Genomic DNA, 14,126 nt, shown 5'->3' with positions numbered 1-14,126 from the left:
AAGCGTTTATTTTTTATGTAGAAATAGGGTATTTTCATACCCTATTTCTACTGATTTATTATATTTATTTTTGTTGATTACTATAATTATTCTGTTACATATGAGTAAAGAATTGCTTGAGTTATTTCTACAAGTGAATTTATATTGTAATTTTGTAATTTTTCATTATAGAAATCATGATACATATTTGAATAAAGTGGTACGTCAGGTAATAATTCATTCCATCTATCAACGAATTCAACAAATTTAGCTTTGAATCCATCTCTATCTGTTGGATCAGTTAATACCATATCTTTAGCAAGTTGTTCTAGTTTTTCGTCGATGATATAGTTGTTGTTGTATCCTTGTTTAATCATATCTGGGTCTGTTGTATATGTTGTAGATAAATCATAACGTGGAGTATAGTTTGTTGCTAAGTTAAACATTCCATATGTAGGAACTCCATACTTAGCATCTACACTGCTATCACGATACATATAGTTTAATAACTCTGTGAAAGTCATAACAGTTTGATTAATTTGCATACCTGCTGCTGCTACGTCAGGATTTTCTTGTAGTTTAACTACTAGCAGGTCAGATACAGCATTTTGTTCTGTAGAAGCCCATTCTATAATAAGTGGCATTAATGTGCCGTCTTCTAATTTCTTATAACGAATACCATCTTTATATTCATTTCCATTAGCATCGTATATCCATCCGCCTTCTTCTAGAAGCTTAACTGCACTCTCAAGGCTGTATGGATATTGATTTAACTTTTCATTTAACTGAGATTTAGTTTCTTGATAGAACCACATTGACTCACCATAAGGTCCGTTAACTACAGAACCGAAACCACCAGTGAAAGCCTTAGCAAAATCGTTTCTATCTAGAAGGTGAGCGATTGCTTGACGAACATTAACATCAGCAGTAGGCCCGAAGTCGCATGCAAATACTAACTTTCCATATCCTGAACGTGGGTATTCAGTAAAAGCAAATCCACCTTTATCTACAAGGTCAAGACCAGCATTGATTTCATCCCCACTTGCCATACCTGACAATAAATCTACTGAGCCTGTAGCTAACTCGTCTAATGAAGTTTCTTGGTTAACTTTCTTATAAATAATTGTTTGAATCATAGGTTTTTGACCTGTATAATCTCCAGCAAATTTATCATTTACTTGAAGAACAGCAGTCTTAGCAGCTTCATCATAACTTTCAACTACATAAGCACCACTTGATGGGAAAAGTATTGACATTCTTGCTTCAGAAATTCTAGCTTCATAAGCATCCTTAGTAAAGTTTTCTGAGAAGTAGCAACCATTACCATCATCTTTGATTTCTACTGAATCATCAGTCCAGAATGATAACTTTGTAGGAGCAACACTTGCAAGTGGTAACTCATAGAAGTATGGAAGATTTTCTGCAGATATAGTAACAGCAAAAGTTTTGTCATCAATTAATCTAACGCCTGTAAATTCCTTTTTTGCACCTGTAGAGAAATCTTTCCATCCTGTAAAGTAATAGCCGTAGTCGTTACTTGCAGCCATTTCACCTACAACAGGTGATGACCAGAACATTACTGATGCAACATAGTCTTTAGCTGTGATAGGAGTTCCATCATTATATACTAAGCCATCTTTAATAGTCCATGCATGAGTCTTAGAACCATCTTCATTTTCTGTAACTTCATGTTTTTCTACTACAGTTTCATTAATTACATACTCACCGCCAAATGTCATATCAACAGTGCTATAACCATTAATGAAATTCCAGATATCATAGTCTGCAGCATTGTTTTGCCAGTAAGGTGCCCAGTCACCTGATAATTCTGTAGTATTTCCAATTGTAATTTGTCCGGTTGGACTTGTAGGAGCTGTTGGTGTGTCATCAGCTGGTGTATCAGCTGGTGTATCAGTTGGTGTGTCAGTTGGTGTGTCAGTTGTTGTATCCTTTGGAGTACATCCAACTAAAAACGCTGAAAATGCTAGTGTTAGCACTAGTAAAAAGATAAAACTTTTTTTCATCATTCTTTTTCTTCCCCCTTAATAAATTATTATTTTATTTTAAAAGTAGATATGATTAGCTCATATTACTTCTAAAAACTAATGATATGTAAGTACTTATACAGACAAAAAGCAGATTATTCCCCTATTATTGAATCAAGCCACAATAATATTTCCGCTTTCATAGTTTGTCTTATTTTTAATATTATTTTGTTATCTTCGATGCTCAAAAACAAGTCTTACATAAAACAAATTGTTTTTTTATGATTTATTTAATTAAAGTGGAAACTTGTATACCTACATAAGCCATCAATGCTTGTTTATGGTAGCTTTGTTATATTCTAATACATATTTTAAAATAATTCAACTCATTTTTGGCAGTAATCAAGAATATGGTTCATAAACTGGAAAAATTCAATGTTTTATTATGTAATATAATTGTAACATTCGACTAATTTTAAAAAATATTACATACAATAGTATTATATTAAATGTTTGCTATTTTTTTTTAGATAATTTAAGTATATATATTTTATAATACTTTTATTGAATAGTCAATCAATTCTGTCTCATTACATATGTATGTAGATTTTATTAAAACATTATTAAAATTAATTAAAAGCACTTAATAATTATGATTATCAAACTTTCAATTTCATATTTTCTAGAAACTTGATTAGCATTAAAAACCTGATAGTGTCAATAAATAAAGATATTATATGTAATTTTATTTAGTAACAGCTAGGAAGTACATATTCTAGGGCTTTTTATATACTTTAAAAGTTCTAAAATTTTCTATAGACAAGTGTAAAGAATAGTAGTATAATGTTCTTTGTGGTCAATAATGCATCTTTAGCTCAGTTGGTAGAGCAACTGACTCTTAATCAGTGGGCCCAGGGTTCGAGTCCCTGAAGATGCACCAGTAAACAATAAGTAATCCCAATGCTATCAAGGCATTGGGATTTTTTTATTTTACCACCAAAATAAGCAAAATCAAAGGAACATAGGATTAGTGTAAACTAAGGTAAAATATGATCCTGTGATGTGAATTAAGTAACCTTTTATATATTTTTGAATATATTTATATCGGAAAGTGACAAAACTTTTCCAAATAATAAAAAAAAGGATGTTTAAAAGGTGAATTTTAATCATGAACTTAATCAGGTTGTTGAACAAATGAGCAGTAAAGAAACACTTATTAATGAAATATCAGGTATAGGAGCAAGCTGTATTGCTGAAATAAACGGGATGTTTTTTCTGTTAATTGAAATAGAAATAGGAAATTTGGAACGGGTATTTGTAATTAGAATATCAGCAGCACTTGCAGCACAATTATTAAGCTCAGGAGTTGAACTTTGTGAAATAGTGAACAGAATTCCAACCTCGACACCAGGAACAGAAGTAAATCTTATCTGTGCATTCGTAGTAGGAGAAAATGTATTCTTAGTATTCAATATTGAAAATGACACAGATGAACTTATTCTAGTTAGAGTACCTTTATGTACTATTATTGAGTTATAATAGTATTTTAGTATTTAGCGTATGTTATTTTTGAAAGAGCCTTAAATGGCTCTTTTTTTGTTTGCGAGGCATGTTGCCGAGCCGATGGTTTGAAAGAAAACCTATCACCTAGCTAATGGGAAGATAAGCTGTAAGCAAGGGCGCTTTCGGTGACGAAAGGGTCTGAAGGGAGCTGATGGCGGTTATTGGAACGAAGCGAAAGCGAACCAGTGTTGGCAGATGTAGTGGATAACCCTCCGAAAAATGGGAACGTCCTAAAATTAGCCGAACTACATATGTTTTGATGGTCGTATTAATAACAGGCGGAGTAACTTAACCTCGGAATTACTGTACTCGAAGCTGTAGATTTCATTTACAAGCGAAAGTAAGAGGTGAAATTAGGGTGCAGTATGCAGATGAAGCCGTAGTAGTGATTAAACCTATACCAATGAAGGCTAGCAATAGACTGGAGGAGAAAATATAGGAGACACATCACAGAGTTGGTGTGACTGCCATAGACCAAAAGTTTATGGTAGATGTGAAGGGCGGAAGAAATTTCAAAGTGTATCAAAAGGGATTTTAAGCGAGAATGAAAGTGTTAAAAGAAAGCTGAAATGCTTAAAGGTACGTATTCTTGGTATAAAATAACTTGCGAGGGATAATGACGACACAGATATGAAGTAGTTAGGGAAAACGAAGATAAGATTGGCACAGAGCTAGAGACGTCAAATGACCCTTAGGAATTCCCACTGTCAAGGACAGGGTAGTGCAACAAGCTGTTGTAAATGTAATAGAACCAATATTTGACGAAACATTTCATCCATCCAGCTATGGGTATCGACCTAATCGTTCACAACATCAAGCAGTAGCAAAAGCAGAACGATTTATGAATAAATATGGCTTAGTACATGTGGAAGATATGGATTTAAGTAAATGTTTTGACACCCTAGACCATAAAATTATCATAGATGCAATTGCAGAAAAGATAAGCGATGGTAGGGTATTAAATCTAATTAAAGTATTCTTAAATTCAGGAGTGCTACAAGATGGAAAATTTAGTGAAACTGAAGTTGGAAGCCCACAATGTGGAGTCATATCTCCATTAATTAGTAACATCTATCTAAACAAATTTGACCAAAAGATGATGGCAAAAGGCATAAGACAAAAACCACAAGTGTTTACGAAGGAGTGGAGTTTCTAGGATTTATCATTCATGAAACATGGGTAAAAGTAAACCCTAAACGAATAAAAAGATTTAAGGATAAAATTCGAGAAAAGACAAAACGAAACACGGGAAGAAAGATTGAAGATATCATCAAGGAATTAAATCCGTTGCTAAGGGGTTGGATGAACTATTACAGGATAGCCAATATCAAATCCCTGATAAGGGATTTAATGGGATGGATAAGAAGACGATTACGTATGATAAGGATTAGACATTGGAAAACCTACAAAGTTATGCACAAAGAAATGAGAAGACAAGGCATAAAAGAAATGATGAAAAGATGTCCATGAGAAAGTGGAAGAACTCCAATACCCACATCATGCATATTCTTCTTTCAAATAAATTATTTGAAGAACTTGGACTCATTGATTTAGCAAATACGAAGTTGGATTGTTGTCTAACTATTACTAGTTAGGAGAGAAATTTCAGGAGCCGGATACGGCAAATGTAAGTCCGGTTCTGTGAGAGCAAAGAAAATAGGATGTATTATCCTATTTTCTAGCTACTCGATATTTTACTTTACAATTAACTTTTTTAACCCAAAAATCGTTTTCAGAAATTCCACAAAGGGGACATCTCTTAACGTTCAATCTTTTATCCTTGATAAATACAACTATATTGCTGCAATATGGGCACCAACTTTGTCCTAGTTTTAAATTAATATTTTCAGGTATTTTTTCTGTTTTAACTGTTTTTGATTTTTCTATTAATTCATATATAGTTAATTGTTTATCATTCGACATTTGCAGACCTCCAATTTAAACTAGAGCAAAAAGTCTTACTTCATTTTATGATATCATATATTATTCAAGTAATATAATATATCTTTATTAGGTTTATTGTCTAGCGGAAAGGTACATAAAATATTATCGGTGAGTTTCTTGCAATAAATATACACTAAAGCCAATTGCTAATGAAAAACAAATATCGTATAATAATCAGGTATATAATAATGTAGGAAAAATTTTTTGCGAAAGGTATGATATAGTGGTCGTAGAAAATATGATTATCAAAAAGATAGCTGTACATATATTAGATAGCAATTTACAAATGCCTGTTTTTTCGGAAGTGGAGAGCCAGCTTAACGATGATATAATTGAATTTGTTAGCAAACATATTGAAAAAACAATTAATGATGATAATCTTAAACTCGCTACTTTCATTGAAGGTGACAATAAAATTAAAGCCATCTGTGAGAAAATATCAATAGAACATGAATTTTTTCTAGATGGTACAATTAGCATGGCAAATACTTTATTCAAAATAATGCATGAAAATGTAGAGATACCACCAGCAGATGTAATATTCGTATTATTTAGTCTTGATAATGTAATGCACCTTGGAATATTGAAACTTAATTATAAACATTCCTATATACATCATGTTGAAACTACAGAAGACGGAATATTAAATTCAATTATTAAGCAAAAAACTACCTTACCTTCAATAAGCCAAAGAGTAGATGAATGTGCTCTAATTAACTTAGAGAACTTTTCTTTAAATCTTTATGAGAAGAAATACAGCATAAATGATGAGAAAATATTTTACTTTTCATCTATGTTTTTAAAATGTAGCAGTCAAATTTCCTTAAATGAAAAAGTAAAAATTTTCACAAAGGCTACAAAAAAATTTAGTGAAACATATTTCGATGAAGATCCAGTTATTCATGCAGAAATAAAAAAAGCTGTAGTTGAAAGTATAGAGGAAAATGAGGCAATAGACATTGAAAAGGTTGCTAAATCCGTATTTACACAAAATCCGCAGCTAAAACAGGAGTATATAGAACATGTAGAAAAAGCTGGGCTACAAGAAAAAAGCATTCCTGTTGATAATGAGAAAATAGTAGAAAAAAACTTTAGAAAACAGAAAATAAAAACAGATACAGGTATAGAGATTAGCCTACCAATAGAATACTACGGGAGCAATAACAGAGTTGAATTTATTAACAATGCGGACGGAACCATTTCCATATTAATAAAAAATATAGGTAAAATAACTAATAATAAATAAGTGAAATATGAAGCAAGGGAACTAGGTTATTACTTCATATTAAACAAATAGAGGATTGCATATCTGATGCAATCCTCTTATAGATTTTATTTAAAAAACAAGCAGGATTCTTTCTTCTTATTAGTTCCTATAAATTCCTTAAACTCATATTTCTCAAGCTAAGCTATTATTTCTACATATTTACTATAGTTTTAAATGTTTATACCTAATTTTCTGAGTATAATAATATATACATTGTAACCGAATATCATAATATCTGTGCAATAATATAATTATAATAGTAAAATACTTTAATAGATTTCATTTTCGAATATTAAGAAGAAAAAAGTTATTGAACAAAAATAGAAGGAAAAAGCATATCTATTATAGAAAATCATAACAATAGAGAATAAATAAATTGAGGGGGAATAGGATTGAGCTATAATAATTTTTATGATCCAGGGAACTACTCGAATAACCACAATAAACCAAATTACTATGATAGTGGGAACAGAGGCGGTGGAGGCAGTGATGAGATTGTATCTATTGGTACATGGGTTTTAATACTGATTTTGACAGGTATTCCTATTGTAAATATTATATCAGTACTTGTTATGGCTTTTGGAGTAGATAATGAAAACATAAGAAATTATGGAAAAGCTGCTTTAATACTTATAGGAATTGGATTAGTTTTGGCCCTTCTTCTAGGAGCCTGCTCTGCATTTTGATTATATATAATGCTAAAAGCCCTCTACTTGACTAGAGGGCTGAAATCTATTTTACTCACAACTTGTTTACTAATAAAACCTATTAGAGTTTGAGCTATTAGAGTTTTGCATTTTTTGCTTTACTTTTTGCTTTTCATTTTGTCCTATTGAGGTAGAATTACTTAGACTTGGAACCATACCTGATGTCATACCAGTAGAGAAGCTTTGCCCCATATTCATACTAGTATTCATCTTTTGCTTTGCATTTTGTAGCTCGCCTTGGTTTACAGTTTGAGAATTTTTCAAACTAGGAACTCTACCTGTAGTATTTTTCATTAGCTCACTCCTCCAATTAAAGTTTTAGTAAGTATTATAACTTACACAATTATTATCTGCAATAAAGCTATTATTATATACTATAAAAAATTGATGTTTTTGATTATTTTGCTAAACATAATTACTAGCTTTCATAAAATTACCTAGTATCTAAAATCACTAAAATATACAAAATAGTAATGAAAAAGTTCTTAATAATTTTTATATTGAGGTGATTTATGTGGCAAGAAAACCATTAAATCCTAATGCTGCAAAAGCGTTAGAAGAGATGAAACTAGAAATAGCAAATGAAATGGGATTGATAAATGATTTAAATAATATGAATCCAATAAATAATATTTTTACTGCTGGGCCAGTAGGCGGAATGATGACTAGAAATCTAGTTGAAATTGGACAAAAGCAGTTAATAAATAAGGATTGATTTAGGCTGAAGTGATTTTCAGCTTTTTTCTTTGTTATAATTTTATCAAAAAGTTTTTAATCTAATAAAAATGTGGTATATTATTAATGTAACTAATTTTATACTTATAGTTGAAAGGGGGCTTAAAGTTGGGTTTTCAACTAACTAATAGTGCGTTATGGTTGATAGTGGCAATAGCATGTGGATTTATTGAAGCAATAACTCTTGGAATAGCTACAATATGGTTTGCAATAGGAGCTTTGATTGCCTGGGTTTTTGCAATGTTTAATGCACCATTATTGGCTCAGATTCTAGTATTTTTGATTTCATCAAGTGTGTTGCTTTATTTCACTAGGCCTATTGCACAAAAAGTTCTGAAAATAGGGCATACTAAAACTAATGCCGAGACTTTGAAGGGAAAAACTGGAATTGTAATTAAAGAAATAGATAATATACAAGGAACTGGCCAAGTTAAGGTTTCAGGTCAGATATGGTCAGCAAAGACTTTTGATGATGAAAAAATACCTGAAGAAAGTATAATAAAAGTATTAGATATTCAAGGTGTAAAACTAGTAGTTACACAAAAAAATAAAGGGGAGGAATTATAATGACAGGATTTATAACACTTATTGGTTTAATTTTTATTGCTTTAATTTTAATTATGACAAACATCAGAATAGTACCTCAAGCATATGCTTTTGTTGTTGAAAGGCTAGGAGCATATCAGGATACATGGAAAGTAGGTCTACATGTTAAAATACCTCTAATTGATAGAGTAGCAAAAAGAGTATCTTTAAAGGAACAAGTAGCAGATTTTCCACCACAACCAGTTATAACTAAAGACAATGTAACTATGCAAATAGACACAGTTGTATTTTTTCAAATAACTGACCCAAAATTATTTACTTATGGTGTTGAGAATCCTATTGCAGCAATTGAAAATTTAACTGCTACAACTTTGAGAAATATAATTGGAGATCTTGAGCTAGATGAGACATTAACTAGCCGTGATACAATAAATACTAAGATGCGTTCAATACTCGACGAAGCTACTGATCCATGGGGAATAAAAGTAAATAGAGTTGAGTTAAAGAACATAATACCTCCTAGAGAAATCCAAGATGCAATGGAAAGACAGATGAAGGCGGAAAGAGAAAGAAGAGAATCTATACTAAGAGCAGAAGGAGAAAAGAAATCAGCTATTCTTGTATCTGAGGGTAAAAAAGAATCAGCTATATTAGAAGCAGAAGCTGAAAAACAAGCAGCTATACTAAGAGCTGAAGCAAAGAAAGAAGCAGCTATTAGAGAATCAGAAGGTCAAGCTGAGGCTATTCTGAAAGTTCAACAAGCAACTGCAGAAGGATTAAAAATGATAAAAGAAGCTGGAGCAGACCAATCAGTAATTGCTCTAAAAAGTTTAGAATCATTAGCTAAAGTAGCAGATGGCAAGGCTACAAAAATAATCATTCCTTCTGAAATACAAAACCTAGCTGGATTAGCTATGTCACTAAAAGAAATTGTAAACAATGATGAAAATAAATAGAAGTAGGGCGCTCGTTGGGCGCCCTTTTATATACTATTCACTTATTAGAATATTCAAATCCATTAGCTTCTTCTGAAGCTCAATAAGATTATTTTTAATTGAGTCATAGTCTTCTTTTAATGTTTTATCATCAATTATCTTTCCAGTCTTTGATACAAGTCCTTCAAATTGGTCATATACTTGCTGTAGCTCCTCTTTTATGTCATCCTTTAGTTTAATAGTTTCTACAATGTCATATGGGTTATCTCTAATTATATTGGTATCTAATTCATATATTGAATTCAAAGTTGGAATAGTAGTCTTAATATTAAAGTTTTCCTCAATGGCTTGTGCAAGACCTAAAGTAGATTCCTTTTCGCCATGGACAATAAAAATATTATTAGGAATCTTTTTGAAACCTCTTATCCAGTTTAAAAGGCCTTTTCTATCAGTATGCCCTGAAAATCCTTCAATACTATGGACTTCAGCTTCTACAGCTATCTCATCTCCTAGTAATTTTACCTTCTTTGCTCCATCTTTTAGTATCCTACCTAAAGTACCTTCAGCTTGGTATCCTACAAATACTATGCTATTTAATTTTTTCCAAAGATTGTATTTGAGATGATGTCTTATTCTTCCAGCAGTACACATACCGCTGGCTGAGATGATTACTTTAGGAAAGGTATAAGAATTAAGTCTCATAGATTCTTCTTGTGATCTAATATAATGAAGGTTCTGAAATTCAAAAGGATTGTCCCCACTTAATATTAGCTTTTTCGCCTCATTGTCAAAGCAGTCTGAGTTTTCTTGAAAAATTTTAGTTGCAGATACTGCCATAGGGCTGTCAATATATATTGGTATCTTCATAAAAGTTTCAATATCGTTATTATACTCATAATACTGATTTAGCTCATATATTAATTCTTGAGTTCTGCCAACTGCAAAAGAAGGGATTATTACTGAGCCTCCCCTTGTAATAGTAGAGTTTATTATATCGGTAAGTTCATGCACTCTGTTTTCCACATTTTCATGCTCTCTACTACCATAGGTAGATTCAATTATGAGATAATCAGCTTCTTCAATAAACTCTGGATCTCTTAGTATAGGTTTATTTGGCAATCCTAAGTCACCAGAAAATACAATCTTTACTGTCTTATTTTTTTCTTTTATCCAAAGTTCTACTATAGAGGATCCTAATATGTGGCCAGCATCTTTAAATCTAATTGATACTTCATCATTTAGTTCGATTTTTTGGTCATACAGTATAGGTCTAAAATATCTTAAGCTTGCAGAAGCATCCTTTGCAGTATAAAGAGGCTCAACTAAAGGTTTACCAGCTCTGCTTCTTTTTTTATTTTCCCATTTTGCATCAGATTCCTGTATATGGCCACTATCTACTAGCATTATTTCACACAAATCACTAGTTGCTTTAGTAGATATTATTTTTCCTTCAAAACCTTCTTTTACTAGCTTAGGGATTCTACCACTATGGTCAATATGTGCATGACTTAAAATCAAAAAATCTATCTCAGCAGGGTTAAACTGAAACTCTTCATAATTTAGCTTTTCAAGGCTCTTGCTACCTTGAAATAGTCCACAATCAATCAGTATTTTACTTTTTTCAGTGGTTAATAGAAAACATGAACCAGTTACTACTCTAGCAGCTCCAAAAAATTGAATTTTCATTTTTTATCCCCCTCATTGGCTAAAAAGTTGTTTGAATATTTAAAGTATTATATTTATTATATCATAGTCTTTGTGCTTCACTCATATAAATATTTTTGTAATAATATGGTGGGTATAGAGTTTTGATTAGATATACTAGAAAGATCTACCTTTTATCCTTTACACAGAACATATGTTCTGATATAATGTAATAAAAGGATATTACGAGGAGTGATATTATGATAGAAAAAGTTATCAATTATTCACTTAAAAATCGTAGACCAATAGATATTATATATATGAAGGGTATGGAAATAACTCGGAGAAGAATAAAGGTTTACAAGATTGAAAAAGACCTTATTAAAGCTATTGATATTGATAAAGGTGTAATAAGAAGCTTTAAAAAAGAGTTTATATTGTCTGCTGCAAATACATCACATTTTAACCATAGTTACGTGAAGACTGAAATTAGTAAGCACAAAATTATTAATAATTTACAATAGTTTCAGTTAATAAGTTTTTTACCAATTTAGAAAACATATGAAAAATGGTTTGGAAAAGAGATTAAGCCTGAATCAAAGTTCTTGAAGTACGCTCTTTATGTGTTGTCAGCTTTAGTTTTTTACAGTACTTGTTATTTTTTTATATATAGATTTATTAGTTTATTGAAAAAAGAGGTGGCTTGTCATCTCTTTTCTAACTTTTTTGTACATTTCTACATATATGAATATCTAAGAACATAATAGTAAACAAATAGATATTAATTTAACAAGTAGAGGAGGTATTTAAATGAGGGAAAATACCAGCAATGAATTTGAGCATTGCACTGCCTTTTGCCCTTTATGTGGAACAGACTTATATTTTTTAGATGGCGAATGCTATTGTAAGAATAGTACTTGTAATTGGTCTTGTGGAGGATGTGCTAGATTCAAAGAATTAATATTTAATGACAAAGGAAAAGAGGAGTCTCATTAAGACACCTCTTTTCCTATATTGTTTATTCAACCATGATGTAACATCTGAAAGCTTTTGTTTTTATAGCTTAGAATTTACCAAATCCTCTACCTGTTCCACATGAACAGAATATAATTACTAGTAGTATGAAGAAAAACAAAAGTTCACTTCCGCTACTTTCACAGCCACCTTTCCAATTAGTTTCTACCATAATATAACCTCCTTATTATTTTAGTAATTAAAATTTACCAAACCCACAGCTAGGACCAGAGAAACAGAAACAGATAATTATGATGATGAAGATTAGCCATATAAATTCTCCTCCAAAGAATCCACATCCTTGTTTGCCAGTTGCTTCTGTCATAAGAAGACCTCCTTTATATTAAAATCAAACATTTTATTATGTTGTTAATACATTATATGTAATGTAGTTCTTTTGGTGAAAAAGAAGTAAATTTTTTTGAATAGTACATATATAATAGGGAAGAAATATTATAATGGGTATATATAATATAAAAAGCAATTGCATTTTCAGAATTAACAGAATATAATAGTATTATTTAATTTCATAAAGGGGTGATTAAAATGGGTAATGTAGCAGCTTTTTTTGATATAGACGGTACCATTTACAGAAACTCATTGATGATTCAACATTTTAAAAAGCTAATAAAATATGAGGTTATAGACCCATATATATGGCACAGTAGAGTGAAACACACTTATAATGAATGGGAAAAAAGATATGGAGACTTTGAAGATTATTTAGAGGAATTAGCAGACGTGTATGTCAAAGAATTAAAAGGAGTAAATAAATCCTATATTGAATTTATAGCAAGCCAAGTTATAAATCTCAATGGTGATAAGGTATACAAATACTCTAGAACAAGAATTGACTGGCATAAGAAGCAAGGACATAAGATTTTCTTTATATCGGGAAGCCCTGATTTTTTAGTATCTAAGATGGCAGAAAAATATGGTGTAACTGAATTTAGAGGAACGGTATACCAAGTAGACAAAAACAATAACTTTACAGGAGATATTTTTAAAATGTGGGATTCTGATAATAAGCAAAAGACTATAGATGAATTTGTTAATAAGTATGATGTAGACTTGTCAAATAGTTTTGCCTATGGAGATACACAAGGAGATTTATCTATGCTCAGAATGGTAGGAAATCCTATAGCAATTAATCCTAACAAAGAGCTATTTAATGCAATAAAGAATGACTCAGAACTTTCTAAAAAAACTACAATAATAGTAGAAAGAAAAGATATAGTATATAAACTAAACTCTGATACAGAAATAATAAAAGGACTATATGATTAAATAACTATCCAACAATTTAGTCAAAACACGTAAAGCTTAAGATTGAAGTCACTCAATAAATACAAATTAGCAAATGTTGACTTGACAAAAATTGATAATATGGTATATTATTAAATATTGATATTGTAGTATATTATTTAGACAATATAATATTTAAAAGCTATGACGAGGACAGTAGTAAAGGGAAGTAATATACAGAGAAATAATCATTGGTGAGAGATTATTATTAAGCCTTTTATGAATATCACCTTCGAGCTTAATGCTTGAAACAAAGTAAAGCATTACGTTTATATGCGTTAAACTGTAATGAGTGATAGGAAAGCTAAGCTATCCTATAATTTGGGTGGTAACACGGTAAACAATCGTCCCTAGGTATTTTTGACCTAGGGATTTTTTATGACCTAACCCGATTTTCTGAACGCTTTTATCAGAAAATCGATGGTAGGTCAAACGCAACGAGCACCAAATTTATGTGAGCGACAGCGAACAAATAAATTTGTGTTGCGAGACTGTGGAAAAT

17 protein-coding genes, 1 tRNA gene and 1 other annotated feature are annotated in these 14,126 nt (G+C 31.1%); of the genes, 12 read left to right on the top strand and 6 right to left on the bottom strand.

Annotated features, from left to right (window positions below):
• Nucleotides 1-86: 86 nt before the first annotated feature.
• Nucleotides 87-2,006, bottom strand: coding sequence for an ABC transporter substrate-binding protein (locus ABV008_RS15750; protein ID WP_352420798.1), 1,920 nt, complete (start codon nt 2,004-2,006; stop codon nt 87-89).
• A gap of 822 nt (nt 2,007-2,828) precedes the next feature.
• Here ABV008_RS15750 and ABV008_RS15745 point away from each other — a divergent pair.
• From ABV008_RS15745 to ABV008_RS15730, 4 genes are all read left to right on the top strand, one after another.
• A tRNA-Lys gene (locus ABV008_RS15745) sits at nt 2,829-2,904 on the top strand.
• A 215-nt stretch (nt 2,905-3,119) separates the two neighbouring features.
• The gene (locus ABV008_RS15740; protein WP_352420797.1) at nt 3,120-3,503 is read left to right on the top strand and encodes a spore coat protein; all 384 of its coding nucleotides are present in this window, start codon (nt 3,120-3,122) and stop codon (nt 3,501-3,503) included.
• Between the two features lie 721 nt (nt 3,504-4,224).
• Nucleotides 4,225-4,683, top strand: a complete 459-nt coding sequence (locus tag ABV008_RS15735; protein ID WP_352420848.1) for a reverse transcriptase domain-containing protein — start codon at nt 4,225-4,227, stop codon at nt 4,681-4,683.
• On the top strand, nt 4,671-4,997 hold the full coding sequence (locus tag ABV008_RS15730; RefSeq protein ID WP_352420796.1) for a group II intron maturase-specific domain-containing protein: 327 nt from the start codon (nt 4,671-4,673) through the stop codon (nt 4,995-4,997). The genes ABV008_RS15735 and ABV008_RS15730 overlap by 13 nt, the downstream gene beginning before the upstream one ends.
• Before the next feature lie 201 nt (nt 4,998-5,198).
• On the opposite strand, the gene ABV008_RS15725 is transcribed toward ABV008_RS15730, so the two are convergent.
• Nucleotides 5,199-5,450, bottom strand: coding sequence for a hypothetical protein (locus tag ABV008_RS15725; protein ID WP_352420795.1), 252 nt, complete (start codon nt 5,448-5,450; stop codon nt 5,199-5,201).
• Between the two features lie 259 nt (nt 5,451-5,709).
• Here ABV008_RS15725 and ABV008_RS15720 point away from each other — a divergent pair, with 259 nt between their 5' ends.
• Both ABV008_RS15720 and ABV008_RS15715 read left to right on the top strand, forming a co-directional pair.
• Complete coding sequence (locus tag ABV008_RS15720; protein ID WP_352420794.1) at nt 5,710-6,717, top strand: nucleoid-associated protein; 1,008 nt, start codon at nt 5,710-5,712, stop codon at nt 6,715-6,717.
• 413 nt (nt 6,718-7,130) lie between these two features.
• Entirely contained in the window at nt 7,131-7,424 is a 294-nt protein-coding gene (locus ABV008_RS15715; protein WP_352420793.1) for a hypothetical protein, read from the top strand.
• A 69-nt stretch (nt 7,425-7,493) separates the two neighbouring features.
• Here ABV008_RS15715 and ABV008_RS15710 read toward each other — a convergent pair whose 3' ends face one another.
• Nucleotides 7,494-7,739: a hypothetical protein gene (locus ABV008_RS15710; protein ID WP_352420792.1), complete on the bottom strand. Its 246-nt coding sequence runs from the start codon at nt 7,737-7,739 to the stop codon at nt 7,494-7,496.
• A 220-nt stretch (nt 7,740-7,959) separates the two neighbouring features.
• Here ABV008_RS15710 and ABV008_RS15705 point away from each other — a divergent pair, with 220 nt between their 5' ends.
• The 3 genes from ABV008_RS15705 to ABV008_RS15695 all read left to right on the top strand — a co-directional run bounded on the left by ABV008_RS15705 (nt 7,960) and on the right by ABV008_RS15695 (nt 9,682).
• On the top strand, nt 7,960-8,160 hold the full coding sequence (locus tag ABV008_RS15705) for an alpha/beta-type small acid-soluble spore protein (RefSeq protein WP_352420791.1): 201 nt from the start codon (nt 7,960-7,962) through the stop codon (nt 8,158-8,160).
• Between the two features lie 128 nt (nt 8,161-8,288).
• Nucleotides 8,289-8,747: an NfeD family protein gene (locus tag ABV008_RS15700; protein WP_352420790.1), complete on the top strand. Its 459-nt coding sequence runs from the start codon at nt 8,289-8,291 to the stop codon at nt 8,745-8,747.
• The gene (locus ABV008_RS15695) at nt 8,747-9,682 is read left to right on the top strand and encodes an SPFH domain-containing protein (protein ID WP_352420789.1); all 936 of its coding nucleotides are present in this window, start codon (nt 8,747-8,749) and stop codon (nt 9,680-9,682) included. Before ABV008_RS15700 ends, ABV008_RS15695 begins: the two co-directional genes overlap by 1 nt.
• A 33-nt stretch (nt 9,683-9,715) precedes the next feature.
• Here the strand turns inward: ABV008_RS15695 and ABV008_RS15690 are convergent, their stop codons facing one another.
• On the bottom strand, nt 9,716-11,347 hold the full coding sequence (locus ABV008_RS15690) for an MBL fold metallo-hydrolase RNA specificity domain-containing protein (RefSeq protein ID WP_352420788.1): 1,632 nt from the start codon (nt 11,345-11,347) through the stop codon (nt 9,716-9,718).
• Nucleotides 11,348-11,565: 218 nt separating this feature from the next.
• On the opposite strand from ABV008_RS15690, the gene ABV008_RS15685 reads away from it, so the two are divergent.
• On the top strand, nt 11,566-11,829 hold the full coding sequence (locus ABV008_RS15685) for a hypothetical protein (RefSeq protein WP_352420787.1): 264 nt from the start codon (nt 11,566-11,568) through the stop codon (nt 11,827-11,829).
• Between the two features lie 286 nt (nt 11,830-12,115).
• Entirely contained in the window at nt 12,116-12,301 is a 186-nt protein-coding gene (locus ABV008_RS15680) for a hypothetical protein (RefSeq protein ID WP_352420786.1), read from the top strand.
• Nucleotides 12,302-12,368: 67 nt separating this feature from the next.
• Here ABV008_RS15680 and ABV008_RS15675 read toward each other — a convergent pair whose 3' ends face one another.
• Both ABV008_RS15675 and ABV008_RS15670 read right to left on the bottom strand, forming a co-directional pair.
• Nucleotides 12,369-12,491, bottom strand: coding sequence for a hypothetical protein (locus ABV008_RS15675; protein ID WP_352420785.1), 123 nt, complete (start codon nt 12,489-12,491; stop codon nt 12,369-12,371).
• A 27-nt stretch (nt 12,492-12,518) separates the two neighbouring features.
• Nucleotides 12,519-12,644 carry a hypothetical protein gene (locus ABV008_RS15670; protein ID WP_352420784.1) on the bottom strand — a complete coding sequence of 42 codons (126 nt, stop codon included), beginning with the start codon at nt 12,642-12,644 and terminating at the stop codon, nt 12,519-12,521.
• Nucleotides 12,645-12,865: 221 nt separating this feature from the next.
• Here ABV008_RS15670 and ABV008_RS15665 point away from each other — a divergent pair, with 221 nt between their 5' ends.
• Nucleotides 12,866-13,606 carry an HAD family hydrolase gene (locus ABV008_RS15665; RefSeq protein ID WP_352420783.1) on the top strand — a complete coding sequence of 247 codons (741 nt, stop codon included), beginning with the start codon at nt 12,866-12,868 and terminating at the stop codon, nt 13,604-13,606.
• Nucleotides 13,607-13,759: 153 nt separating this feature from the next.
• Nucleotides 13,760-13,979, top strand: a binding site (T-box leader).
• Nucleotides 13,980-14,126 lie beyond the last annotated feature (147 nt).

It is taken from the genome of Proteiniborus sp. (assembly GCF_040308045.1).
In the GTDB taxonomy this organism is placed as follows: Bacteria; Bacillota; Clostridia; order Tissierellales; family Proteiniboraceae; genus Proteiniborus.
This window is presented reverse-complemented; position numbering and strand designations above follow the sequence as displayed.